Origin of the sequence: Gluconacetobacter asukensis, from assembly GCF_014174375.1 — a bacterium.
Taxonomy (GTDB): Bacteria; Pseudomonadota; Alphaproteobacteria; order Acetobacterales; family Acetobacteraceae; genus Gluconacetobacter; species Gluconacetobacter asukensis.
On the sequence record NZ_JABEQE010000004.1, the window covers coordinates 199,941 to 223,739 of the forward strand.

Here is a 23,799-nt window from a genome sequence, read left to right on the forward strand (position 1 = left end):
GTGGACCTTAGAACGTCATCGAGAATTTTGCGTAGTAATATCCGCCCATGAAGCCGGAGGGCGAAAAGGTCGCATATTGAAAGGAGCCTGTGGGAGCCGAGGCCTTGCGGCTGACGCGCGTGGGATATTTGTCGAAGAGGTTGTTGGCGCCGACCGTCAGATGCGCGCGCCTTGTGAGCGCGACGTCGAAACTCAGGTCCGTGTTCCATTGCGGCCGCACTTTGGTCCACAGATTGGCCGGATCGGACGGGTTGATGATGTAGATCACGCTTCCATAGCGAAGCTCCTGCAATCCGATCGTGTAGCGTCCCTTGTGCCATGTGAGCGACCAGGTCTCGCGGTTTTTAGGCGAGGTGCGCAAAAGGTCGTTCTGGGCGAACTGGTTGTAATATTGCTGCCCGTAAGCCGCCAGAATGCTGGGAGTGGAGCGATAGCGCGAAATCTCGGTATCTGCGACATTGGCGTAGAAGCCGAACTGGAGGCTGTGACCGTTGGCCAGATTCCACAGATAGGTCGCATTCACGTCGGCGCCGTTCGTCGTGGTATCGACGGGGTTGGTATAATATTGCATGTAGCGGACACCGACGACGCCGACGCTGGCCAGTAGATCCTCGATTGACGTGCCGCCGAAATTCGACGTGCTTTCAAGCCGGTCATTGATGCTGATGCGGTAGATGTTCGCCGTCAGGTGGAAATTGTCGACGGGCGTGGCGTCGATGCCGAGGCTGAAGCTGCGCGAATACTCACCCTTGCGCCCTTCCGCTCCGAGCAGGTGGGCCACCTGACTGACCGAGGACGCATACAGCGTCTGATAGCCGGGCGAAGAGAAGATCGTGCTGTAATACAACCCGGCGAGTGTGGGGGGCCTGTATCCGGTATTGACGCTGCCACGGATCGCCCAGCGCGAATTGAAATTGTAGCGCGTACCGATGGAACCGGTATATGCGGTGATCGTGTCGGAGTAATTGACGGCGTGGCCGCCGGCCGTGATCTCCCATTTCGGGGTGATCCAGCCATCGAGATTGATGTGGCCGTCAAAGATGTCTCTGTAATGGTTGCCAGCCGATGAAGGGGGCGTGCCGGAATAGGCCGAGGCGCCTGGCGATGCGAGATTGCCCTTGTGCGGGCCATCCAGGATGGGAACGCCGCCATTGGCGTAGGACTGATAGTCGCCCACGGTCATCTGATAAGTGTCATGGCGGTATTCTCCCCCGAATTCGACCGCCAGCGGTTTCACGAGGAACGGCAGGCTGATGCCGCGCGATGCCTTGAAGCCGGCGCTGAGGTCCGAGGTGATGAACGAGCCATCATAGAATGTGGTCTGGCTGTTCAGCCCGAATGTCGGACTGAGCGTGTCATAGGCACCTGACCGCAGCTGGTCCCTGCCATACAGGACATAGAAATCCCAGTTCCATCCGACGACGTTGCGGGCGCGGAGGCCGCCATTGACCTGAAAATCATTCTCTTCATAGGTCAGCTTCGGATTATATCCGTTTGGAAAGATGGCGCGTACGTTGGCGTCGGCATTGGGATTGCGGAAGAAGCCCGGCGTTTCGACCGTGCGATGGGCATAGGTGGTGGTGTTATAAAGTTCGACGCGATCCGAGAGCGGCACCATGGCGTTGACGCTGAATGTTTCCAGCATCGAGCGGTTCAGGCCCTGGATGCGGTTCACTTCATCGCCCAACTTTGCCTCGCGCGGGTCAAGTGACCCATCAGGCATTGCAAAATATTTCTGGGTGGTGTTGGGGCCGGAACGCACTGTCGGCTGCTGGTGGGACACCTGCCCGGCGAAGTCCAGATATCCGCCATGCGACCCGAGCGCGACGCCGTAATCGCCGTATCCGTCGATGCCCACGCCGTCTCCAGCGTAATATCCGCTGTCCTGTAGCGTAAACGACCCTTTGTTGATGTTGGACTTCAGGACGATATTGACCGCGCCGCCGATGGCCTCCTGGCCGTAGAGCGCGGTAGCGCCTTCGGTAATGATTTCGATATGATCGATGGCGCTGATGGGGATCAGGCCGATATCGGCAGGGTCCGAGCCCGATGCCGGCCCGACGCCGAGCCCGAAATTGGCGCCCAGATGGCGGCGCTTGCCGTTTACCAGGATCAGGGTTTCGTCGACGCCCAGATTCCGCAGGATCATCACGCGGGCGAGGTTGTTGCTGCCGATGCCCGCCGAAGGTGGTGAATTGAGGGCGGGCGCCATCTGCGCCAATGCCGCGACCACGCTGGTCTGGCCGGTTTGCAAAAGCTGCTGCCCGGATACGACTGTGACGTTGGTCGTGCTGTGCCGACGTGTGCTGTCCGACAGGACCGTCGCCGCACCGCTGCGCGCCGCCTGTACCGAGATGGACTCGCCGGCTTCGTCAGCGTCCGAGACTGTGCTTTTCAGAAGGTCATCGGCATGGGCGACCCGGCCGCTCATGCACAACGCGACCTCGGAGGCACTTGCGAGAAGCAGGGCGAACAGATTGACCCGCCTTGGGAGAAAATTTCGTGCGGTCATTCCACGATACCCGGAAAAGCCGACATTATTTGCCTTACCCTGCACCATTTTTTCACCATCTCGTTGGATTTTGACCTCGTTACGAAATGTATATGAAGAATTTTGCGGTTTCCTCCCCTATTTCGATATCATTTTGAAGGTGGATGGGTTGGATGATCGGAAAATCGAGCAATGATGGATTTTTTGATCGCGATTCGAAAAGGCTTCGCTTGAACGGTGCCGAGTGCCTTCCCAGCGCGCCGGGGCGATATCAGGCACGGCGCCCTGAGACTGTCTGTGGGGCGATTTCCATGCAGGTTCGCCGACGAAGGTTTTGTCTGGAGACCGCAGGGAAGCACGGCTTTGGACTGAGGCGCTTGCGGGCTGGCCGGAAGGCGCCGGGTACGCGTTACCTCTGGCGGGGGGCGGCCTCGGCGGGTAGCAGGCCGGCGGTGTGGGCGGCGGCGATGACGTCGCCGCTGGGGACGTTGATCCAGCGTTCGGGCGACAGGGGGCCGGCGGTGTCTCGCCATGCCTGCACCATTTCGCAGCCCAGCGTGTAGCCGAACCAGCGGGGAATGTCGGCCTGGCCGAAGAACCAGAGAGCGTGGTCGTAGCCGGTGGCTGCCATCGGCGGCAGGCGGTCGTGATGGTGCAGGATGGTCGGGCGGTCGACCGCGTTTTCCCATGGGGCGGGCGGGGTCTGGCTGAGGGTGCGGGCGAAATGGCAGGCCAGGCCCTCGCTGACCATGGCCTCGCCGAAGGTGCGGCCGTAGCCGGGGCCGGCCATGCGCAATGTGTGGTGGGCCTCGTGCAGCATGTCCCGCGTCAGGATGCCGTTGGCGATGGTGGCGGCCGTGTTCGGGTTGTCGGGGTTGATGGTGAGCGACACCAGCCGGGCGTGCCAGGCGCGGCCGCCCATGCCGACCTCGGGGATTGTGCCGGCGCGGCCGCGCTGGATGAGGATATCGAGCGGCGGGGGCGGGAGCATGGTTGCGAGCAGGGTGTGGGCCTGCGCGATGGCCTGGTGGATGCCCGCCTGTTGGGCGTGCAGGCCGCCGGTCGCGTTCAGCCAGTGGAGGTGCCAGTTGTGCATGCGGTCCGCTCTTGCGCCGGAGTGTGGCGCAGGATGCGGAGGGGGGTGGAGTCTGTCAACGATTCCGGGTTCTTGCTGGATTGACAAGGGATAAACCGTTCGTTTCCCGGGCGTCGTGACCTGGTGTCGTTGCCTTGGGGGAGCGGTTGAGGGCGGTGTAGAGGCTGCCTCCGGTGATGATGCCCAGGAACCAGGAGACGGCGTTGATGGCGTCCTGACCGGGGAATGTGCCGGCCGGGAGCAGGGTGGGCGGCAGGATGAGCAGCAGGGTCAGGGCGGTGGCGGCGAGGGCGGACGGGCGCCAGCCATGCCGGCCCGCATAGAGGCCGGAGAAGGTGTAGAGCTGGGAGAGGTCGAGCGTCTGGCGGCGGACGAGGTAGTAATCGGCCAGCATGATGCCGGTAATGGGCGCCAGCACCGCCGAGAGGATGCCGAGCAGGGCGAAGACGGTCTGCGGATGGTCGAACCACATCCAGGGGGCGGCGAGCAGGCCGAGCAGGATGACCGCGATGCCCGCGCGGTCGAAATCGAGGCGGCGCGGGAACAGGCTGAGCAGGTCGTAGGCGGCGGGTACGATGTTGCCGGCGACGTTGACCGACAGGGCGGCGATGATGATCGTGATGCCGCCGACGAGCGTGAGGGGGGTGCTGTGGATCTGGGTCAGGATTTCGACCGGATTCCACATGGGTTTTCCGAAGGTGACGATCGTGGCCGAGGTGATGAGGATGCTCATGGGCGTGAAGATGATGGCCGTGACGGGCAGGCCGATGAGCTGGCCGATGGCCTGGTCGCGCTGCGAGCGGACGAAGCGACTGAGATCGGGGATATTGACCGCGAAGGACGCCCAGATGCCGATGATGCTGGTGATGGCGGCACCGCCCTTGAGGGCGAGGTCCGCCCCATGCACGGTGGAGGGAATGCTGAAGAGCGGGCCGGTGCCGTGGCAGATCCTGATGGCCCAGAGTGAAGCGGCGCCGGCGACGACGAGGACCAGCGGACCGGCGACCAGCTCGAAATTGCGGATGCGGTGCATGCCGTGGGCGGCGACGAGGGCGTGCAGGCCCCAGATCAGCGCCATGGACAGCCACAGCCCGAGCGATGCGCCGCCACCGGGGAGGTGCAGGCTGTTCCATGCCGGCCAGAGGCTGGCGAGGATGGCGTTGAGCGCTTCGGACGCCGCGTAGGACTGGACCGAGAACCAGAAGATGGCGACCACGGCGCGGATGGCGACGGGGATGACAGCGCCGCGCGGACCGAAGGCGGCGCGGATCAGGACGCAAAAGGGAATGCCCCATTCGGTGCCGGCGCGGGCATTGAGCCACATGGCGGCGAAGAGGGAGCAATAGGCCGTCCAGACGATCAGCAGGCACTGGAGGGCCGAGAAGCCGACGGCCATGAGGCCGGCCGCGGCTTCGTAGGCGACGACGTTATGGACCATGCCCATCCAGACCGCGGCGAGTGTGACCCAGGTCCAGTCGCGTTTCTGCCGGGGCAGGGGCGCGATATCGGGATTCCAGAGCAGGGGGTCGCGGAGGGGCTGCGTCGTGTCCAGCATGGGCTTCTTTCCGGATGGGCCCGGCGCGGGGGGCTAGGCCTTGCGTCGGGCGACGCGGGGGGTGATCTGCCGGGAATGGGCGGCGATGGTGTCGGCGAGCGCCTTGACGGGGCCTTCGAGCGTTTCGGTTTTGCCGATCACGATGAAATCGACCTCCGGCGTTTCGGGCAGGCCCTCGGCGACGGGCAGCGAGCGGTCGTACTGGCGGAGGAAGGAGGATTGCGCGGTGACACCGTAGCCGGCGCGGACGGCGGCGAGCAGGGCGGTCAGGTTTTCGGACGTGAAGGCGACGTACCAGGGGATTTCGGCGGCGTTGAGGCATTCGAGCGCGATCAGGCGGGTGATGGCCGGCTCGGGGAACACGACGAGGGGGAGGGCGGTGCCGGGCTCCCAGTTGCCGAACCAGGTCAGGGGTTCGCGCCAGATGGTGGTGCCGCGTGCATCGCCGATGCGGCGCTTGGTGCAGAGCAGGTCGACCGAGCCGTTGTCGAGATCATTCTGGAGCGAACCGCTGAGGCCGACGCGGAGATGGACGTCGACCTTGGGATATTTCTCGCGGAAGATGCCCAGGATTTCCGGCAGGCGGGTCATGGTCAGGTCTTCGGAAATGCCGAGGCGGATATAGCCGCGGATGACGGAGCGGTCGAACCAGGTGAGCGCGCGGTCCTGCGCCGAGAGGATGTCGCGCGCCAGCGCGATCATCATGTGTCCGTCCTGGGTGAGGGTGACCTGCTTGGTGCTGCGCACCAGGAGCGTGCGGTTGACGGCCTGTTCCAGGCGGCTGACATGCTGGCTGACGGTGGACTGGACGATGCCGAGACGGCGGGCGGCGGAGGTGAAGTGCAGGGTCTCCGCGACCGCGAGGAAGGAGCGGAGCTGCTGGGGGTCGAGGTCTCGGGCGTCGTCCATGATGGATTCCTGTTTCAGAACGGAGCCTTCATTTCAGGACGATGGCGGACGAAGGTCCAGACCCCTGCCTTCCAGCCGCTGAGGACCGGGCGCAGTTCGCGCAGTGCCGTGGCCGGGTCGGGGGCGTCGATCAGGACGATATCGGCGATGCCGCCTTCCTCGATGATCGCGGGGACGCCCAGGGACGAGGCGGGGCTGATGGTGAGCATGTCCCAGATCATCGCCAGGTCGGCGTCGGACGACGCGCCGGTGATGTTGGCGAAGAGATTGCCCATGCGCAGCAGGTTGGCGTCGCCGAAGGGGGTGAAGGGATTGACGATATTGTTGGTGGCCAGGGCGCAGCGGCCGCCCATGCGGGCGTAGCGCATCAGCGGGGCCATGGCGCCGCGCATGAGGAACAGGTCGGTGGCGGGCAGGGCCGTCAGCACGATATCGGCCGCCAGCAGCCCTTCCAGGATGGCGGTCTGCTGGTCCTGGGGCAGGACGGCCAGTTTGGTGGCGTGGCCGATGGCGACCCGTCCCTGATAGCCGGTTTCGATGACATGTTGGATGAGGTAGGGCAGGCGGCTGGCCGTGGGGTCGAGGTCGAAATCGATATGGAAATCGGCGTTGCAGCCGTGCTTCGCGGCGAGGGCGAGGATGCGGCGGATCTGCTGCTCGGGGTCGGGGTCGGTATAGGGGCAGCCGCCGACGCTGTGGGCGCCGAGGCGCAGGGCTTCGTCGAGCAGGGCTTCGCCGCCTGGGTATTGCGTGAGCCCGTCCTGGGCGAAGGCGCACAGGCGCAGGTCGATGGCGTGGCTTGCCTCTGCGGCGAGGGTGAGGAGGGCTTCCAGGCTGCGCGAGCCGGCGGCGTGGTCGACCTCGACGAAGCTCTGCATGATCGTGGTGCCGTGAGTGACGGCCTCGCGCAGGACGCGGGCGCTGCGGTCGTGCACGTCCTGAATCGTGAATTGGGCTTTCAGTTCGGTTATTTTTTGGATTGCGGCGGCAAGGGAGGCACCGTCGGTGCCGCAGCGGTGCAGGGTGGCCGCCTTGTCGAGATGGATGTGGCTTTCCACGAAACCGGGGAAAGCCAGGTTGCCGCCGCCGTCATATTCGGCGGCGGCGGGGGATGCGATCCGGGGATGAAGGGCGGCGATCCGCCCCGCGACGATGCCGATATCGAGCGGCGCGGGGCGGGAGGCGAGGCGGACGTTCCGGATAATGAGGTCCATATGGTCTGATAGCCTGTCTGGTTCTTGTGTTTTTGGTTGTGACCGGGCCGATCGGGCTCAGAATTCGGTGGAGAGCTGGGCGGCGACGGTGAAGCCCGCGCCGATGATGTAGGTCGGCGAGCCGGCGGCGCCGATGAGCGTGCCGTTGACGCCGCGTGTGGCCTGCGCGTTGGGCAGCACGGAGCCGAGGCCGGCGAGGTAGTGGGTGTCCCACAGATTGACGAAATTGAGCTGGAATTTCGGGTGCTTGATGTAGCGGTAGGACGGCAGGTAGATGCCGATGGTCATGTCGCCGTGGGTCTGGGCGGGCATCTTCTCGTCGTTCATGAAGGTGGAGTATTGGGACGAGAGATATTTGAAGCCGAAATTGCCGAAGAACAGGGAATCGTCATAGGACAGGCCGAACGAGGCCTGGAAATGCGGGCTCTGCACCGCCGTCTTTCCCTTGGTGGGCAGATAGTCGTTGCCGACCCTGAAATCGTTGTCGATCGAGGTGTGCAGATATTCGAACGAGGCGTAGGGGCTGAAATGCATGAAGGGCACCGTGCCCAGCTCGATATCCACGCCGCGCGAGGTCTGGCCGCCTTCGTTGATGGTTGTGGAGACGGGCAGGTTGCCGACATAGGTCTGGGTGGCGATCTGGCGGTTGGTGAAATTGTAGTTGAAGAAGGTCACGCTGCCGAGGATCTGGCGGCCCTGGTAGCGGTAACCGACTTCCTCGGCGATGGAATATTCGTCTTTCTGCTGGCCGGCGCCCAGTGACGTGACCTGGCCGGTGGCGGGGCTGGTGCTGCCGAAGAAGCTGGTGCCCAGCGGGGCGCGGAAGCCGGTGGTGGCATTGAAGAAGAGCTGATGCTCGTGATTGATGTCGTAGCCGACCATCAGGCGCGGCAGGAGCTGGAAGCTGTTGTCGTGCGTGCGGTACTCGGTGCCGGGGATGTGGTTGGTGCCGACGCGATCGACCATCACGGTCTTGATGCCGCCGGTGATCTGCAGGCGGTCGTGCAGCAGGCTCAGTCGGTCGTTGAGGAAGATGCCGTTGACCTGTGTCATGAGGTTGTAGTCGCCCGAGCGCAGGGGGCGGCCATTGGCCATCATGACCGTGGGATCGGTGCCGCGGGGGCCCTGCGGTGCGCCGCCGGCCGTGACGGGGGTGTAGTCGATCCAGTTAGAGAAATCGTCGTACTCGTACCAGCTGCCTAGCGTGAGCGTGTTCTTGCCCTCGGTCCAGTTGAGCTTGTCGACGAAGCCGGTGCGATAGGGCGAGTTGAGGTAACGCTGGACGGCGGGCGCCTGTCCGCTGGCGGCGCCGGGAAGGGCGGAGCCGGGGGCTTCGAACTGGTTGCCCCAGTAATAGCCGCCTGTCGGCAGGGTGGTGCCGCTGAGGCCGCCGCCGGAGCCGTGGAAGAAATAGGGCTCGACATCGGCCGTGATGTGCTTTGTCAGGCGGAAGGTGGAGGGGAGGCCGATATTGAAATCTTCCCACGGGTTCTGGTACATGCGCCAATAGGCGGCGTTGGTGGCGGGCGATCCGCCCGGCATGTAGGTGGGGCTGTAATAGTTGGAGCGGCCGTTGGCGTTCCACTGGGCCAGGGTGGGTTCGTAGTAATTCGAGATCGTCTGGTCCGCCCAGGTGAAGACGGCCGCCACGCGGTTGCCGTGGCCCCATTCCTTGACGAATTTCGCGTCGATATGCAGGCGCCTGTCGGTGCCTGGGCCGGTGAAATGCTGGTCGTAGAAATTGGAGAAGGACAGCCAGCCCCGGATGCCGGTATGGCCGATATCGCCGGTGTTGATGCGGATGAACTGCTTCTTGGAATCCCATGTGCCGAACATGGCGGACGCATAGCCGCCGAATGTGTGCGACGGGTCGATGGTCCTGAAGCTGACCTGTCCGCCGAGATCGACATAGCTGGGGGTGTCGATCGGCGATGAGCCCTGGGTGATGGAGGCGCTCTGCAGATTTTCGGAATCGATGAGCTGCGAGGGGTAGATGGTGCCGTTATTGGGGTCGTTCTGCGGCGTGCCGTCGACCATGAAGCCGATTTCCTGCTGGTTGAGGCCGCGCAGGGTCATGGTGACCTGGTTGCTCATGCCGAAGGCATCGGAGGTCGCGACATTGGCGCCGGGCATGTTCTGGACCAGGTTCAGGGCGCCGGCGCTGGCGACCTGCTTGGTAATATAGGAGCGGTCCACGGTGCTGACCGAGGCTTCGGCACGGGTGCGTACCATCTGGCCTGACCCCGCCGCCTGACGCAGCGTGCCGACGACCGATACGGACTCGGCGCGGGGAACGGGTGCCTTGCGGGCGGGCTGCGCGGCCGGCTGCGCCTTCGGTCGGGTGGCGGCGGAGGCGGAGAAGGGCACGATCGAGACAGCGCACAGAAGCAGAGAAACTCTGAAGGAAATGGGATTCATCCTTTTTTCGTTCCTGTTTCGTATCATATTGGGCATCACGAAGCGGCCTGTCACCAGGCGCCACGGTGCGGCGGAGGAAGCGCGGAATGGGGGCATGGTGGACCCGTTCCGGCGCTGACTAATTTCGATATGAAATTAGATGGCACCTACTTATCGCGATGTCAAACTGATTCGGGCCGATAATGTTCTTGGGGGGAAACGAGGGGCGAAAGGTTGCGGTGTCCTGAGGGCGGGGTGGGATTTTTGTCTTCTGGCATAAAAAACAAACCAAACCATCCCGAGGGAATGTAGGGATGAATAAGGATATCCGGCCTCCCGGATCGGGCGATATGGTCGGCGCGGTGAGACCGGGGGGAAGGCGATGGCGGCGGACGCGGGGGAGAAGCAGGCGCGGGGGTTGACCGTGCGGCAGGCGCGGTTCGTCGCGGAATATCTGGTCGACCTGAACACGACGCGGGCGGCGATGCGGGCCGGGTATGGGGCGGGGTATGCGCGCCGGCATGCGTGGAAGCTGCTGCGGTCGGTGCGGGTGCGCGAGGCGATCCGGCAGGCGGAAGCGGCGTTGGAGGCGCGGACGCAGTTCAGCCAGGATCGGGTGATTGCCGAGCTGACGCGGCTGGCCTTCTACGATGTGGGTACGATTGCGGCGCATCCGCTGAAGGGGCCGGAGGATATCGCGACGTTGCCGGTGGAGGTGCGTGCGGCGGTGACGGGGTGGTCGTGGGACAAGGCGGGAAACTTCACGGTGCGGCTGGCGCCGCGTACGCCGAGCCTGGACCTGCTGGCGCGGCATTTCGGCCTGCTGAAGGATGTGAAGCAGCATCTGGGCCGTGACGGCAAACCTGTTGATCCGCCAGGCTTTTACACCGTCGTCGTCCGCTAGGAGGGGTGAAGGGGACGACTGTCCCCTTCCGGGTGCAGGGCAGAGCCCTGCGGAAAGATCGGGGGAGAGTATTCATGCGACAGCATAAAGAACTGGCCGAGGGCGAGATGATTCCGGGCGAGGCTGAGGATTTCGGCGTGGGGAAACTGACCGGCGCGCCGAAGCGGGGGGCTTCCGGCAAGATGGATGGTGGGATGCTGAAGGACCATGAGCGCGCGGCGGCGCCGGCATCGCGTCCGCGTGGGGGGCGGATGGGGGTGGCGCCGCTGCCCGATCATGGGCCGCATAGCATGGGAAAGGGGCGCTGAGGGCGCCGGCTGCGCGTGCTGGGGTATAATCGGGCGTCGGTGCCGACGATCCGGCGGTTTATGGAATCGGATGCCTTTATCAGGGGGCTGATGGGGCCGTTCGGGTCCGGGAAAAGTTCGGGCTGTGTCTGGGAGATCGTGCTGCGGGGGTTGCGGCAGGCGCCGGGGGCGGATGGGGTGCGGCGTTCGCGCTGGGCGGTGATCCGCAATTCCTATCGCCAGCTTGAGGACACCACGATCCGCACCGTGCATCAATGGTTTCCGCCGGTGCGCTTCGGGCGGTGGAAGCCGAGCGAGCATTCCTATGTGATCGACCGCATGGTGGCGGAGGGGGATGAGAAGCCGGCCGAGATCGAATTTCTGTTTCGCGCGCTCGATCGGCCGGACCAGGTGGGGAACCTGCTGTCGCTGGAGCTGACCGGGGCGTGGGTGAACGAGGCGCGCGAGGTGCCGTGGGCGATCATCGAAGCGGTGCAGGGGCGTGTGGGGCGGTATCCGGCGCGGCGGGATGGTGGGGCGACATGGTCGGGCGTGATCATGGATACCAATCCGCCGGATGCGGAATCGGACTGGTACCGGTTCTTCGAGGAAAAGGACCATGGGGAGGCGGTGGCGGCGCTGGCGCAGGTGATTCCGGGCATGACGATCGAGCGCTTTGCGCGGATCTTTCGCCAGCCCAGCGGGCGGGCTTCGGTGGCGGAGAATCTGGACAATCTGCCGCCCGGTTATTACCAGCGGCTGGCGGTCGGGAAAAGCGACGAGTGGAACAAGGTTTATATCGACGGGGATTATGGGTTCGTCATGGAAGGGCGGCCGGTCTTCGGCGAATATAATGACGGGTTCCATTGCCGGGAGTGCCGGACGGTGCCGGCGCTGCCGGTTTATCGGGGGTGGGATTTCGGGCTGACGCCGGCCTGTGTCTTTACGCAGATGCTGCCGTCGGGGCAGTGGATCGTGGTGGACGAGCTGGTGTCGGACGCCATGGGGATCGAGCGGTTTGCCGAGATCGTGGGGCGGCATTCGGCGCAGCATTTTCCCGATACGCGCTTTGTCGACATCGGCGATCCGGCGGGGATGCAGAAGGCGCAGACCGACGAGCGGACCTGTTTCGAGATCCTGCATGCGCGGGGGATTGCCATCGAACCGGGGATGCAGACGCTGGCGATCCGGCTGGAGAGTGTGCGCCGGCCGTTGCGCACGTTGCTGGACGGGGCGGCGCCGGGCTTTGTGCTGCACCCGCGCTGCACGACCGTGCGCCGGGCGCTGATGGGCGGCTACCAGTATCGGCGCGTGCAGGTGAGTGGCGAGCGCTATACCGACCGGCCGGAAAAGAACCGGTGGTCGCATGTGATGGACGCGCTGCAATACGTGGCCACGCGGCTGTTCGGCAGCGAATTGCGCGGGGTCGGCGGGGCGGAGGCGGATGACGATATCTGGCGCGCGCTGCCCGATGACGGGCGGACGCGATCGCACATTACGGGATACTGACATGGCAGGATTGGTGATTCCGGCGCATCTGGGGGCGCATCTGGGGTTGGGGCGGCGTAGCTGCCGCCAGTGCCGCCATCATGGCGTGGAGGGCGGCGATGTGGTGTGCCGGCGTTATCCGCCGCAGGTGACGGTGGTGCTGGTGCCGCAGGGGGCGCCGCGCGTGGGGCAACTGGCGCCGCAGCCTTTTGCCACCTTTCCGCCGGTGGTGCCCGAGCATGTGTGCGGCGAGTTCTCGCCCGGCGGCGAGGGGGGCTGAACATGGATGCGGCGGAGCGGGATGGACCCGACATGGATCTGGCGGAGCGGCTGCGGCGCTGGATCGAGATCGCGAATATTGCGGAGGAGCTGGACGAGGCGACGCACGGGCGGGTGGCGGACCGGGTGGCGCGCGACTGGCGGGCCGACGAGGCCACGCGGGCCGAGTGGAAGGAGAATTGCCGCCGCTGGCTGGATCTGGCGCAGCAGGTGGCCGAGCCCAAGACCTATCCCTGGCCGGGGGCGTCGAACGTCATCTATCCGCTGCTGACGGTGGCGGCGGTGCAGTTTGCAGCAAGAGCCTATCCGGGCATCGTGCGTGACCGGGACGTGGTGCGGGGCACCGTGCTGGGGGACGATTCCGGTGTGCCGGTGCCCGATCCGCTGCGGCCGGGGCAGGTCTTGATGGGGCCGGATGGCGGGCCGTTGTGGCTGGTGCCGCCGGGGGCGAAGCGGGCGCGGGCGACGGCGATCGGCCGGCATATGAGCTGGCAGTTGCTGGACGAAATGGCGGAGTGGGAGGAGCAGACCGACAAGTTGCTGCTGAAGCTCTCCATTGTCGGCACCATGTTCCGCAAGACCTATTTCGACCCGGCGTTGCAGCGTAATGTCAGCGAGACGGTCGACCCCATGCGGCTGTGCATCGATTACCACGCCAAATCCTTCGCCACCGCGCCGCGGATTACCGAGGAGATCGACCTTTATCCTTGGGAGATCGAGGAGCGGATTCGGGCCGGGCTGTTCCTGGAGCAGGATTATGGCGGCAATCATGAGGCCGGCGAGGACAGCGATGCGCCGGTGACGTTCCTGGAGCAGCATCGGCGGCTGGATCTGGATGGGGACGGGTATGCCGAGCCCTATATCGTGACCATTGCCCGCGATTCGGGCCGGCTGGCGCGCATTGCCGCCGGGTTCGACATGGATGGGGTGATGTTCGATGCGCAGGATCATCGCATCCGGCGGATCGAGGCAGTGTCGTATTACACCAAATTCTCCTTTATCCCGTCGCCGGATTCCGCGATCTACGATATCGGGTTCGGCACCTTGCTGCATCCGCTGAATGCGGCGGTGAATACCAGCCTGAACCAGATGTTCGATGCCGCGCATCTGGCCAATGCCGGCGGCGGCTTTGTCGGCTCGGGCATGTCGCTGAACAGTGGGTCGGTGCGCTTTCAGGTCGGCGAATACAAGGTGGTGAATACGCCGGGTGCCACGTTGCGCGAGAATCTGGTGCCGTTGCAGTTTCCGGGGCCCAATCCGGTGCTGTTTCAGCTTCTGGGGTTTCTGGTCGATGCCGGGCGGGAGATTGCGTCGGTCAAGGATATCCTTTCCGGGGCCATGCCGGGTGGGAATGTGTCCGGCGTGCTGGGGCTCGCGGTGATCCAGCAGGGGCTGAAAGTGTTCAGTGCCATCTTCAAGCGGATTCATCGCAGTCTGGGCGGGGAGTTTCGCAAGCTCTACCGGCTGAACCGGCTGTATCTGCCCGATGAATCCGGCTTTCGGGACGGCAGTGCGTTCTTTCGCGTCACCCGTGCCGATTACGAGCAGGGGGGCGGGGTGGAGCCGGTGTCGGACCCCGAGATCGTCACCGACATGCAGCAACTGGCGCGCGCCAATTTCCTGCTCGCCTTCAAGGACGATTCCTGGTGCGACGGGCATGAAATTCGCCGCCGTGCCTTCGAGGCTGCTGCCATCGGGATGGTGGACAAGGTGTTGCGGCCGACGCCGGTACCCGATCCGGCGGCGATGGCGCGGGCGGCGGATCTGGATCTGCGCGCGAAGCGTGAGGCGCGGGAGATGGAGATGCGGGTGGGGAGCGAGGCGGTGGAACAGGTCTCGACGCTGGCTGAGGCGGCTTTGCGGTTGGCGCAGGCTCGGAAGGTGGAGCGGGAGTGAGGATGTTCTTTTTTTGAAAAAAAAGAACCAAAAAAACTTCTGATCTGTTGGGTTCGGTGGGGTTGGTGGGTTGGGTGGAGATGCCCGGTTTATTCTTGTGATTTAAAAATACAAGACTATCGATTTTTAGGAATACTCCCTCTCCATCCTGATGCTATCGAGAAACGTCGAAAAGTCTTTTTGCTTCTTTTTCTTCAGAAAAAGAAGAAGACCCACAGAAAAGGAACACCCCCGATGGAGCAGCGTCAGGCGATGTTGGAGGATCTGTCGGAGGAGGCGTTTCTGGCCTGGCGGCATCATCCGGTGACGCGGGCGGTGCGTCTGTTTCTGACGGATTATGGCGAGAGCATCGAGCAGCGGATGCTGGGCCAGTGGCGGGCGGGGACGATTACGCTGGCGCAGGAGCATGAGGCGCGGGGCCGGGCGGCGCTGGCGGCCGAGATGGCCGAGCTGCGATGGGCGGCGATGCGGGCGTTTTACGGTCAGGGGTCGGGAGAGAAGGAGGCGGGTGATGCGTGAGGGACGCATTCTGAAATTCGACCAGCAGGAATTCGTGGTTTCGGACTGGGATGGGGTGAATCGGGCGGGATATGTGCCGCTGGACGACAAGATCCTGGTGCTGGCGGATGTGCATGCCGAGATGACCAGCGGGGCGGTGCAGTTGCCGGCGGAATATGTGGAGCGCCAGACGCTGGCGGCCGAGCATGGGACGGTGATTGCGGTGGGGCCGGCGGCATTTCGCTGGAACGATGATGGCACGCGGCAGTGGGTGGGAACGATTCCGGCGGCGGGGGATCGGGTTTATTTCGAACGCTATGCCGGGCAGCTGCTGAAGGGTGAAGATGGGCGGCTGTACCGGCTGATGTCGCAGCGCTGTATTGCCGCGATTGCGGCGGTGGCGAAGCAGGAGGGAGAGCTTGCATGACGGACGAGCGCGAAGAGGGCGTGGCGCTGCACGCGGAGGCCGAGGGCCACGAGCCGGTGGCCGATGCGCCCGAGGCCGTGACGCCTGTCGAGGGGGATGCGGAGGTCGAGGCGCAGGCGCGGCGGATGGGCTGGGTGCCGCGGGACGATTTTCGGGGTGATGTGGAGAAATGGCGGCCGGCGCGGGATTTTCTCGATCGGGGGATGACGCTTCTGCCGGTGTTGCAGCAGCAATATCGGGCGTTGGATGGGCGTTATGCCACCATGCAGGCGCAGTTGCGCGACAGCCAGAAGGCGCTTGCCGATCTGACGGAGCGCACGCGGCGGGCCGACGAGCGGGCGTATCAGCGTGCGGTGCGCGATATCGAGGGCCGGCGGCAGGCGGCGGTGGCCAGTGGCGACACGACGGCGTTTGCGGTGGCGGAACGGGATTTGCAGGATCTGCGCGATACGGCGCCGCTGCCGGCGGCGCGGGTGGAGGCACCGCCGGCCCCGGCCCCGGCACCGGTGGAGCGGGTGGAGAGCATGCCGACGGAGATTATGGATTTCGTGCAGGCGAATCCGTGGTTTTCGCGCGATGCGGAGGCGCGGCAGGATGCGATTGCGATCCAGTCGGCGGTGGATCGGCAGCATCCGGGGTTGAGCCTGGCGGAGCGGCTGGAGATCACGCGGCGCAAGGTGCGGCAGTTGCATCCGGCCCTGTTCGAGAACAGGCGCCGGGAGGCGCCGCCGCCGGTGAGTCCGTCGCGGGGTGAGGGCGGGCGCGGGGGAAATCCGCGCGGGTTCGAGGCGCTGCCGGCGGAGGCGCGGCGGGAATATGACCGTTATGCCCGCGCGCTGGCGGGCAAGGGCAAGCCGCTGACGAAGGACGAATGGGCCGGATATTATTGGGAGAACGACGCATGAGCGACGAAACACGCGGGCGCGTGCCGCTGAACGAGGCGGCGCGGAGCCGTGTCGCCCAGAATGTTGCATCGGGTGCTGCGCCGGGGGTGGGTTCTGGCAGGCATGTGGCCTCGCGCCGGCCGTTCGGGCTGCGGGAGCAGAAGCTGGCCTATCCGGATCGGGAAGGGTACCACCGGCACTGGTTCAATGACGAGCCGGGGCGGATCGCGCGGGCCGGGGATGCGGGCTACAAGCAGGTTCTGGATGAATCCGGAAAACCCGTGAGCATGACCGTGGGTGTCGCGCGTGGCGGCGGGGCGCAGATTGCGTATCTGATGGAAATCCCGGCCGAATGGTATCGGGAAGATATGGCGGCGCAGGAATCGGGGCATCGGGAATTGATGGAGCAGATCCGGGAAGGCCGTGTGCCCGGTGGCCCCACGGGCGCGGACCGGCAGGCGCAGTATGTGCCGCGGGATGTGGGGATTTCGATCCGGGAAGAGCGACGCTAGGCGTCTGGTTGTAAATGCGCGCTGGTGGCGATCCGACGCGCGTTTCCTGTGCTTCGGTGCTCACGGCCATATAGGCCGCTCCGCTTCGGTGCTCGGAAACACACGACGGGCGCGGCCCGTAGCGGGCCGCTCTCGCTCACCAGCCCACATTTCCAACCAGACTCCAGGAGTAGGGCGTTCTTTTTTGAAAAAAAGAACCAAAAAACTTTTTGGATTTTGGGTTCGGTTTCTCGTGGTGAGGCAGGGTCTGGAATGGGGTCCTGATTATTTTAATATAGTAAAACTATGGATTTTTAGGAATACTCCCTCTCCATCCATATGCTATCGAGAAACGACTGAAAGTCTTTTTGCTTCTTTTTCTTCAGAAAAAGAAGAGTTCAGGCAGCACAAACAGGCAAGGCCGATTCGGCGGGCGCATGGCGTGCCTGCCGCCTTTTCACCCGTGCAGAGGTCTGCCCGATGAATTCCAATGCTCCATTTGGCCTGCGGCCGATGGCTTATGCGTCCGGTGCGCCGTATGCCGGCGGCGTGCAGGTTTACTATGTGCCGGCGAGCAACCCCACGCCGTTGTTTCTGGGTGACCCGCTGGTGGTTCTGCCGGGGGCGGATGCCAATGGCGTGCCGGCGGTGGGGATTGCCACGGCCGGGGCGTCTGGCCTGGTGACCGGGGCGATGCAGGGCATTGCCAGCAATGCGGGCGAGCTGGTGGTGCCGCTGTTGCAGAACCAGGCGCCGTATCTGCCGGCGGGGCAGGCGGCCTATGTGTATGTGGCCGACGATCCGAATCTGGTCTTTGCGGTGCAGGAGGATTCGGTGGGCGGTGCGCTGCCGGCCGGTGCGGTGTCGGGCAATGTCAACCTGGTGGCGGGGGCGGGATCGACCGTGTCGGCGCAGTCCGGGTGGCAGATCCAGTCGAGCAGCGCGGGGACGCTGGCGACCGGGCAGATGCGCATTCTGCGGGCGTATCAGGCGATCGACAATGCGATCGGCGCCAACGCGAAATGGCTGTGCCGCATCAATCTTCATTCCATCACCAGCACGCTTGGCGTCTGAGGAGTCTGTTCAATGGCCGTAATTACGACGGGCGCGCACCCCAAGGCTCTCTGGCCCGGTATCAAGGCGTGGTGGGGGCGCAGCTATGACGAGCATCGCGTCGAATATCTGGATCTGTTCGACAAGCAGACGTCGGACAAGGCGTATGAGGAGGAGGTCGAGATTACCGGCTTCGGCCTGGCGCCGGTGAAGCCGCAGGGGCAGCAGATCTATTACGACACGGAAGCGCAGGGTGCGGTCAGCCGCTTTACGCATGTGGCGTATGCGCTCGGCTATATCGTGACCTATGAGGAGCTGCGCGACAATCTGTATGAGGCGGTGTCGAAGCGCCGGGCCGCGCAGCTGGCGTTTTCGATGCGCCAGACCAAGGAAAACGTGCTGGCCGGCATTTACAACATGGCGTTTTCGGCCAGTGCGCTGGGGGGTGACGGGGCGCCGCTGATTTCGGCCAGTCATCCGACGCTGGCGGGCAGCCAGTCGAACCTGCTGGGGACGGCGGCCGATCTGTCGGAGGCGGCGATCGAGGATCTGACGGTGCAGATCATGCAGTGTCAGAACAACCGGGGGATGCGGATTTCGGCGCTGCCGCGTACGCTCAATGTGCCCTCGGCGCTGTGGTTCGAGGCCAACCGGGTGTGCAATTCGGTGCTGCAGAACGATACGGCGAACAATGCGATCAACGTGCTGCGCGCCACCAACGCGTTCCCCGAAGGCATCAAGCTGAACCATTACTTCACTAGCCAGACGGCGTGGTTCATCCGGACCAATGTGCCGAATTCGCTGACCTATTATGAGCGCGATCCGATCTCGTTCGATCAGGACAATGATTTCGACACAAGGAATGCCAAGGCGGCCTGTTATGAGCGCTATTCCGGCTATTGGGCGGATTGGCGGGGGCTGTATGGGACGCCTGGCGTTTAAGGTTCTCTTCTTTTTCTGAAGAAAAAGAAGCAAAAAGGCTTTTGTTCGTTTGGTGTTGTACGGGCGGGTAAAAGTCTTTTTCTTAAATGATCAAAAGTTTTTTGGTTCTTTTTTTCAAAAAAGAACAGAACGCTGACAATGGAGCAATCCTCATGACCAAACGCAAACTGACTCCTCCGACTCCCCGCCGTCCGGCCGTGGTGGAGGTGCATCACCATTATCACGGCACCACGCAGGCACCCGCCGAGGCGAAGACCGTGCCGGTACGCCGCAAGCCGGCGGCGACGCGTCGGGGCTGACGGGGTGGGCGCGGCCGATGGGGCCGGCTGCGCCCTGATGCGGGGAGGGACGGCATGGCGGATGTGACGACTGTTCAGGTGATCGCGAATGGTCCGCGTAATCTGGTCTTGCGCGTGACGGATGTCAGCGATGGGACCGGGCTGGCGGCGATGAAGATCGTGGATGCGCAATCCATGGCTTTTTCGGTCGGCGGGGCGGTGCCGGGGGTGCATCTGACGGTGCGGCGCATTGCCTATGACGTGCATGGGATGGTGGCGCGGCTGCAATGGGAGGCGACGGAGCCGGTGGATCTGGCGACGTTGTCGGGCTTTGGGCATCTCGATTTTCGTCGGTTTCAGGGCGTTCCCAATCCGAAAGTGGCGGGGGCGACGGGGTCGATCCTGCTGACGACGATGGGGGCCGGGGCGGGGAGTGCGGTCACGATCGTTCTTGAGATGATCAAGGGTGTGCCGCAGGCGTGACGGGAGGAGCAGTGTGAGCGAGCCCTGGCGGTACCGGCCTGGCGACCATTATGTGCTGGACGATCTGTCGGGCTTCAAGATCCGGCGGTCTCGGGCACGCACCATCCCTGGCGGGCAGACCGGGCAGGCGTTGGTGGATGGAAGGCGGTGGGAGGCGCAGCAGCCGCAGGATTTCGTGCGCGGGGTGGCGGACGAGCAGAGTGTGGATGTGGCCCGGCCGCGCCAGGAGAACCGCTTTACCGTGGTGGGAACCTGCGTGGCGGCGCCCGCCGCCGCCGGGAGCGGCGTGGTGGCGGTGGCGTCCACGCTCGGTTTCGCCGTTGGCGACCGGGTTCAGATCATGTTGGACCGGGGCGAGAATGTTGCGGTTTCGATTGTGGCGATCGGTGGCGGGATGCTGACCATCGTGCCTGTTCTGCCGGGTGCGGCGGGGGTGCTGGGCGGGGGGATGGAGAACATGGTGCTGAAGATAGCGCAGGGTTCATCCTCGTCTTTTCTGATGGCGGAGGGCGGTGTGCTGCTGGGGACCGAGGACGGGCTGCTGCTGGTGCTGGAGGCCGGGGCGTGACGCAGGTTGCGGTATCGCAGTTGCCGGACAGCGCGGATGTGCGCAATGGCGACCTGCTGCTGGTCTCGCGCCAGAGCGGGGCCGGATGGATGAGTTGCCGGGCCGCGCTGTCCTATGTCCTGGCGTGGCTGGGGGTGGGGAAAGCCGGCGGGATCGCGCCGCTGGATGGCGAAGGCGCGCTGATGCTGAACGGGGTGGCGGCGCTGCATGTGGATGAAGGCGGCCATCTGATTTTGGACGTGGCACTGCCGACCGCGGACCCCGGTGTGAAAAACGCGCTGTGGACGCAGGGCGGTGTTCTTCTGCTTTCGGCGGGGCCGACATCATGATGCTGTTTCGTTGTGGATTGGTTGCCGGCGCCCTGGCGGTGCCGGTGTCCGCGTGGGCGCAATATGCGCCGTTCCAGCCGCCGGGCGGTCTGGCGCCGGCCACGCTGGTGGGCAGCCAGACGCTGGCGCAGATGCAGGCGGCGACCCTTGCCGTGCAGGCTGTGGCGGCGGCGGCTGTTCCGTCGTCGCAAAAGGGGGTGGCGGGCGGTGTCGCGGCGCTGGATGACGGCGGCGACGTGACGGCGCCGCTGACCGGTGATGCCACGCATGCGGCTGTCACGCCTGCCGGCGGGTCTGCGACCATGCTGGGTGCCTATCTGGGCATGCTGGCGAAATCGTCCGATCTGTCGGCCTATCTGACGGTGGCGGCCGCAGGGCAGAGCTATGCGACGCAGACGGCGCTTGCCGCCACGGCGGCGATCGCCAATGCCGCCATCCCGTCCGGCAGGATTGGTGCGGCGTCGGGCGTTGCCGGTCTGGATGCATCGGGGCGGGTGACGGCGCCGATCGCGGGCGATCTGACGCCGGCGGTGGTGACGCCCACCGGGGGCAGCCAGGTCAACATTGCCGATGCGCTGGCCTCTTACGCCACCCAGGCCGGGTTGACGGCCGAGACGACGCGCGCGACGGGTGCCGAGGCGACGTTGCAGTCCAACATCAACATCGAGGCGACGACGCGCGCGAATGCGGATGCGTTGCTTTACCCCAAGACGGGAGGGGCTATCTCAGGGGCGGTGACAATTGGCGGAACTTTAACGACAGCGCAGAACGTTAATATTGGTTCCGGTTCTGTCGCCGTGGCGGCAAACGAGGTATTTAAATCTAATGGCGGCGGCATCTATTATGACGCGCAGATCACAGTAACCGGCGGCACATCTGGGGCGGTTAACGGCGGCAATATGTCGATTAACGCTGCGATCGTCAGTTTAGCCACCGGAACAGGGCAGCTTGCGAAAGCGCCAACTCCCGCTGCCGGCGACAACTCCACGAACATTGCCACCACGGCCGCCCTCCGCCGGGAAATCGCCACCGGCTACACTGTCGTGACGCTTCCGACCGATGCGCGGAGATATGCGGGCGCGCGAGCATACGTCACCGATGCAACCGCGTGCACCTTCCTCGGATCTCTGACCGGCGGCGGCGCGACGTTCTGCCCGGTGATCTATAACGGCACAAGCTGGGTCGCGGAGTAACGCCATGACCACGAGCAATCATATCCTCTATCGCACGGCGGACGAGGTGGTGACGCCGCCGAGCTATACCGATCCAGACACAGGTGCCACGATCACGCCGCCAGCGTTTGTCGCCTCGCCGAAAGGCACCGTGATCCTGACCCAGCAGATCGACGATCCGGCATCGGTGAGCGTGCCGGCTGGGTTTGCGCTGGCGGCTGATCCGGCGGGGGCATATCCGGTCGGCAGTCTTTATCCGGTGCCGGCATGATGACCGGGAGCGCGGGCTGGAACCCCGGGACATCCGACATCATCAACGGCGCGCTGCGGCTGATCGGTGCGATGGCCAGCGGGGAGGTGCCGCCGGCGAATGAATATCAGGACGCGCTGTCTGCGCTGAACGGGCTGATCAAGGCGTGGCAGGTGTCGGGCGTGCATGTCTGGGCGCAGGGTGAGGGGACGGTGTTTCTCCAGCCTGGGCAGGCCCGGTATGGGATCGGCGTCGGCAGCGCGGACCATGTGGCGCAGGGCTATGTGGCCACGGTTGCGGGAGCGCCGGTGGTGGCGGGGGCGGCGCAGGTGACGGTGGCCTCTGTTGCCGGTATCGCGGCCGGCTGCCGGATCGGCATTGTGCTGGATGGGGGCGGGCTGTTCTGGAACTCGGTGCTGTCGGTGGTCGGTGGGACGGTCTATCTGGCATCGGGGCTGGGGGGGCCGGTATCGGCGGGGGCGGTGGTGGTCGCTTATGGCGCGCCGTTCGTGCGGCCGCTGACGGTGATCGGGGCGCGGACCGTCGATCTGGCGACGGGGGTGGAGACGCCGCTGATTCCGATGTCGCGGCTGGATTATGCGAACCTGTCGGGCAAGGGGACGCCGGGTGGGAGTCCGGTGCAGTATTTTTACGATCCGCAGGTGGGGACCGGTCTTTTCAGTGTCTATCCGGCGCCTGCCGGCGGGCAGGTGGCGGTGACCCTGACCTGCCAGCTTCCGTTGCAGGATGTGGGTGGTGCGGCCGATAGTGCCGATGTGCCGCAGGAATGGATCTCGGCGCTGCGCTTCGCGCTGGCGGTGGAACTGGCGCCGGAATATGACTGCCCGGCCCAGCGTTTCGAGATGCTGAAGGCAATGGCGGCGGAGAAATTCGCCGTGGTGGCGCAGTGGGATCGGGAACCGGCGGGGACGACCACCTGCCCGTTCAGCCAGCCGGTTTACCAGATGATCGCGGGCGCGTTGCGGCTGTGCGGGGCGGTGGGGCCGCAGGAGGTGCCGCGCCTGGGGCTGGTGGAGAATGCGTTCGCGTCGCTGAATGCGATGGTGCAGGCGTGGCAGGCTTCGGGCATTCATGTGTGGGCCGAAGAAGATTGCACGCTGTTCCTGCAGCCGGGGCAGGTGCGGTACCTGATCGGGGCCGGGTCGGCGGATGCGGTTGCGGTGAGCAGCCAGTGCATTGAAACGGTGCTGGCGGCGGCGGGTGCCGGGGCGCAGGTGACGGTTGGGGCTGTGGCGGGGATCGCTGCCGGCTGGCGGGTTGGACTCTGGCTGGATGGCGGGGGCGTGTTCTGGACCGGTGTGGTGGCGGTTTCGGGGGGCGGACTGACGCTGGCCGCGCCGTTGCCGTCCGCGGCGTCGGAGGGGGCGCGGGTTGTGGCCTATCCTTGCCCGATGGTGCGGCCGTTGCGGGTGCCGGCGGCGCGGCGGCGGCAGTTCGCGGGCGGCGGGCAGGCGGTGGAGGTCCCGCTGGTGCCGATGTCGCGGCTGGATTACGCGAATGTTCCGAACAAGAGCGTGCCCGGTGTGGTGACGCAGTTCTTCTACGATCCGCAATTGGGGGTGGGGGTACTGCATGTGTGGCCCGCGCCCTCGGACAGTGGCAGTGCGGTGGCATTTACCGCGCAGCGGCCGTTGATGCCGTTTGCCGATCTGGGTTCGGTGCCGGATTTTCCCGATGAGTGGCTGGCGGCGATGCGGTGGAACCTCGCTGTGGAATTGTGGCCGGAATATAACGGATCGGGGAAAGGTCCGGTCAATCCGGCGCAATATGCGATTCTGAAGCAGGAGGCCGTCAGCAAATTGATGGTGGCGCAGGCCTGGGATCGGGAGCCGCAATCGGTGCTGTTTGGTGCCGGCGCGGGGCCGGCCGGGCGGGCGGGGTAGGGGC

The 23,799-nt window shown here is 64.8% G+C and carries 24 protein-coding genes; 18 read left to right on the top strand and 6 right to left on the bottom strand.

The genetic code is table 11. The features are described from left to right. Positions 1–7 precede the first annotated feature (7 nt). The 6 genes from HLH35_RS06670 to HLH35_RS06695 all read right to left on the bottom strand — a co-directional run bounded on the left by HLH35_RS06670 (position 8) and on the right by HLH35_RS06695 (position 9,683). On the bottom strand, positions 8–2,512 hold the full coding sequence (locus HLH35_RS06670; RefSeq protein ID WP_182978396.1) for a TonB-dependent receptor plug domain-containing protein: 2,505 nt from the start codon (positions 2,510–2,512) through the stop codon (positions 8–10). A 388-nt stretch (positions 2,513–2,900) separates the two neighbouring features. Continuing rightward, positions 2,901–3,587, bottom strand: coding sequence for a DUF2268 domain-containing putative Zn-dependent protease (locus HLH35_RS06675; RefSeq protein ID WP_182978397.1), 687 nt, complete (start codon positions 3,585–3,587; stop codon positions 2,901–2,903). Between the two features lie 55 nt (positions 3,588–3,642). After that, a complete protein-coding gene (locus tag HLH35_RS06680) occupies positions 3,643–5,142 on the bottom strand; it encodes an NCS1 family nucleobase:cation symporter-1 (protein WP_182978398.1) in 1,500 nt (499 codons plus the stop codon). Positions 5,143–5,175: 33 nt separating this feature from the next. Further along, a complete protein-coding gene (locus HLH35_RS06685; RefSeq protein WP_182978399.1) occupies positions 5,176–6,051 on the bottom strand; it encodes a LysR substrate-binding domain-containing protein in 876 nt (291 codons plus the stop codon). A 14-nt stretch (positions 6,052–6,065) separates the two neighbouring features. Beyond that, positions 6,066–7,265 carry an amidohydrolase family protein gene (locus HLH35_RS06690; protein ID WP_182978400.1) on the bottom strand — a complete coding sequence of 400 codons (1,200 nt, stop codon included), beginning with the start codon at positions 7,263–7,265 and terminating at the stop codon, positions 6,066–6,068. Positions 7,266–7,322: 57 nt separating this feature from the next. Then, a complete protein-coding gene (locus HLH35_RS06695) occupies positions 7,323–9,683 on the bottom strand; it encodes a TonB-dependent receptor (RefSeq protein ID WP_246384898.1) in 2,361 nt (786 codons plus the stop codon). Positions 9,684–10,044: 361 nt separating this feature from the next. Between HLH35_RS06695 and HLH35_RS06700 the strand changes: the two genes are divergently transcribed. The 18 genes from HLH35_RS06700 (at position 10,045) to HLH35_RS20180 (ending at position 23,795) form a co-directional block, all read left to right on the top strand. Further along, on the top strand, positions 10,045–10,566 hold the full coding sequence (locus HLH35_RS06700) for a terminase small subunit (protein ID WP_182978401.1): 522 nt from the start codon (positions 10,045–10,047) through the stop codon (positions 10,564–10,566). A gap of 74 nt (positions 10,567–10,640) precedes the next feature. After that, complete coding sequence (locus HLH35_RS06705; protein WP_182978402.1) at positions 10,641–10,874, top strand: hypothetical protein; 234 nt, start codon at positions 10,641–10,643, stop codon at positions 10,872–10,874. Between the two features lie 15 nt (positions 10,875–10,889). Continuing rightward, positions 10,890–12,362, top strand: coding sequence for a hypothetical protein (locus HLH35_RS06710; RefSeq protein ID WP_338029305.1), 1,473 nt, complete (start codon positions 10,890–10,892; stop codon positions 12,360–12,362). 1 nt (position 12,363) lies between these two features. Continuing rightward, positions 12,364–12,621, top strand: a complete 258-nt coding sequence (locus HLH35_RS06715) for a hypothetical protein (RefSeq protein WP_182978403.1) — start codon at positions 12,364–12,366, stop codon at positions 12,619–12,621. A gap of 32 nt (positions 12,622–12,653) precedes the next feature. Beyond that, on the top strand, positions 12,654–14,516 hold the full coding sequence (locus HLH35_RS06720; protein ID WP_246384899.1) for a co-chaperone GroES: 1,863 nt from the start codon (positions 12,654–12,656) through the stop codon (positions 14,514–14,516). Between the two features lie 234 nt (positions 14,517–14,750). Continuing rightward, entirely contained in the window at positions 14,751–15,035 is a 285-nt protein-coding gene (locus tag HLH35_RS06725) for a hypothetical protein (RefSeq protein ID WP_182978501.1), read from the top strand. Next, entirely contained in the window at positions 15,028–15,441 is a 414-nt protein-coding gene (locus HLH35_RS06730) for a co-chaperone GroES (RefSeq protein WP_182978404.1), read from the top strand. The genes HLH35_RS06725 and HLH35_RS06730 overlap by 8 nt, the downstream gene beginning before the upstream one ends. Next, positions 15,438–16,346, top strand: coding sequence for a hypothetical protein (locus tag HLH35_RS06735; RefSeq protein WP_182978405.1), 909 nt, complete (start codon positions 15,438–15,440; stop codon positions 16,344–16,346). The genes HLH35_RS06730 and HLH35_RS06735 overlap by 4 nt, the downstream gene beginning before the upstream one ends. Beyond that, entirely contained in the window at positions 16,343–16,837 is a 495-nt protein-coding gene (locus tag HLH35_RS06740; RefSeq protein ID WP_182978406.1) for a hypothetical protein, read from the top strand. Before HLH35_RS06735 ends, HLH35_RS06740 begins: the two co-directional genes overlap by 4 nt. Positions 16,838–17,296: 459 nt before the next feature. Further along, positions 17,297–17,890, top strand: a complete 594-nt coding sequence (locus tag HLH35_RS06745; protein WP_182978407.1) for a hypothetical protein — start codon at positions 17,297–17,299, stop codon at positions 17,888–17,890. A 12-nt stretch (positions 17,891–17,902) separates the two neighbouring features. Beyond that, positions 17,903–18,811: a phage major capsid protein gene (locus HLH35_RS06750; protein WP_182978408.1), complete on the top strand. Its 909-nt coding sequence runs from the start codon at positions 17,903–17,905 to the stop codon at positions 18,809–18,811. A 152-nt stretch (positions 18,812–18,963) separates the two neighbouring features. Further along, positions 18,964–19,110: a hypothetical protein gene (locus tag HLH35_RS06755; protein ID WP_182978409.1), complete on the top strand. Its 147-nt coding sequence runs from the start codon at positions 18,964–18,966 to the stop codon at positions 19,108–19,110. 54 nt (positions 19,111–19,164) lie between these two features. After that, on the top strand, positions 19,165–19,572 hold the full coding sequence (locus HLH35_RS06760) for a hypothetical protein (protein WP_182978410.1): 408 nt from the start codon (positions 19,165–19,167) through the stop codon (positions 19,570–19,572). 13 nt (positions 19,573–19,585) lie between these two features. Further along, a complete protein-coding gene (locus HLH35_RS06765) occupies positions 19,586–20,140 on the top strand; it encodes a hypothetical protein (protein WP_182978411.1) in 555 nt (184 codons plus the stop codon). Beyond that, a complete protein-coding gene (locus HLH35_RS06770) occupies positions 20,137–20,469 on the top strand; it encodes a hypothetical protein (protein ID WP_182978412.1) in 333 nt (110 codons plus the stop codon). The genes HLH35_RS06765 and HLH35_RS06770 overlap by 4 nt, the downstream gene beginning before the upstream one ends. Continuing rightward, positions 20,466–21,662 carry a hypothetical protein gene (locus tag HLH35_RS06775; RefSeq protein ID WP_182978502.1) on the top strand — a complete coding sequence of 399 codons (1,197 nt, stop codon included), beginning with the start codon at positions 20,466–20,468 and terminating at the stop codon, positions 21,660–21,662. Before HLH35_RS06770 ends, HLH35_RS06775 begins: the two co-directional genes overlap by 4 nt. 4 nt (positions 21,663–21,666) lie before the next feature. Next, positions 21,667–21,912 (top strand): hypothetical protein, encoded by a 246-nt coding sequence (locus HLH35_RS06780; protein ID WP_182978413.1) that lies wholly within the window; start codon positions 21,667–21,669, stop codon positions 21,910–21,912. Then, complete coding sequence (locus HLH35_RS20180) at positions 21,909–23,795, top strand: hypothetical protein (protein ID WP_182978414.1); 1,887 nt, start codon at positions 21,909–21,911, stop codon at positions 23,793–23,795. The genes HLH35_RS06780 and HLH35_RS20180 overlap by 4 nt, the downstream gene beginning before the upstream one ends. Positions 23,796–23,799: the final 4 nt, after the last annotated feature.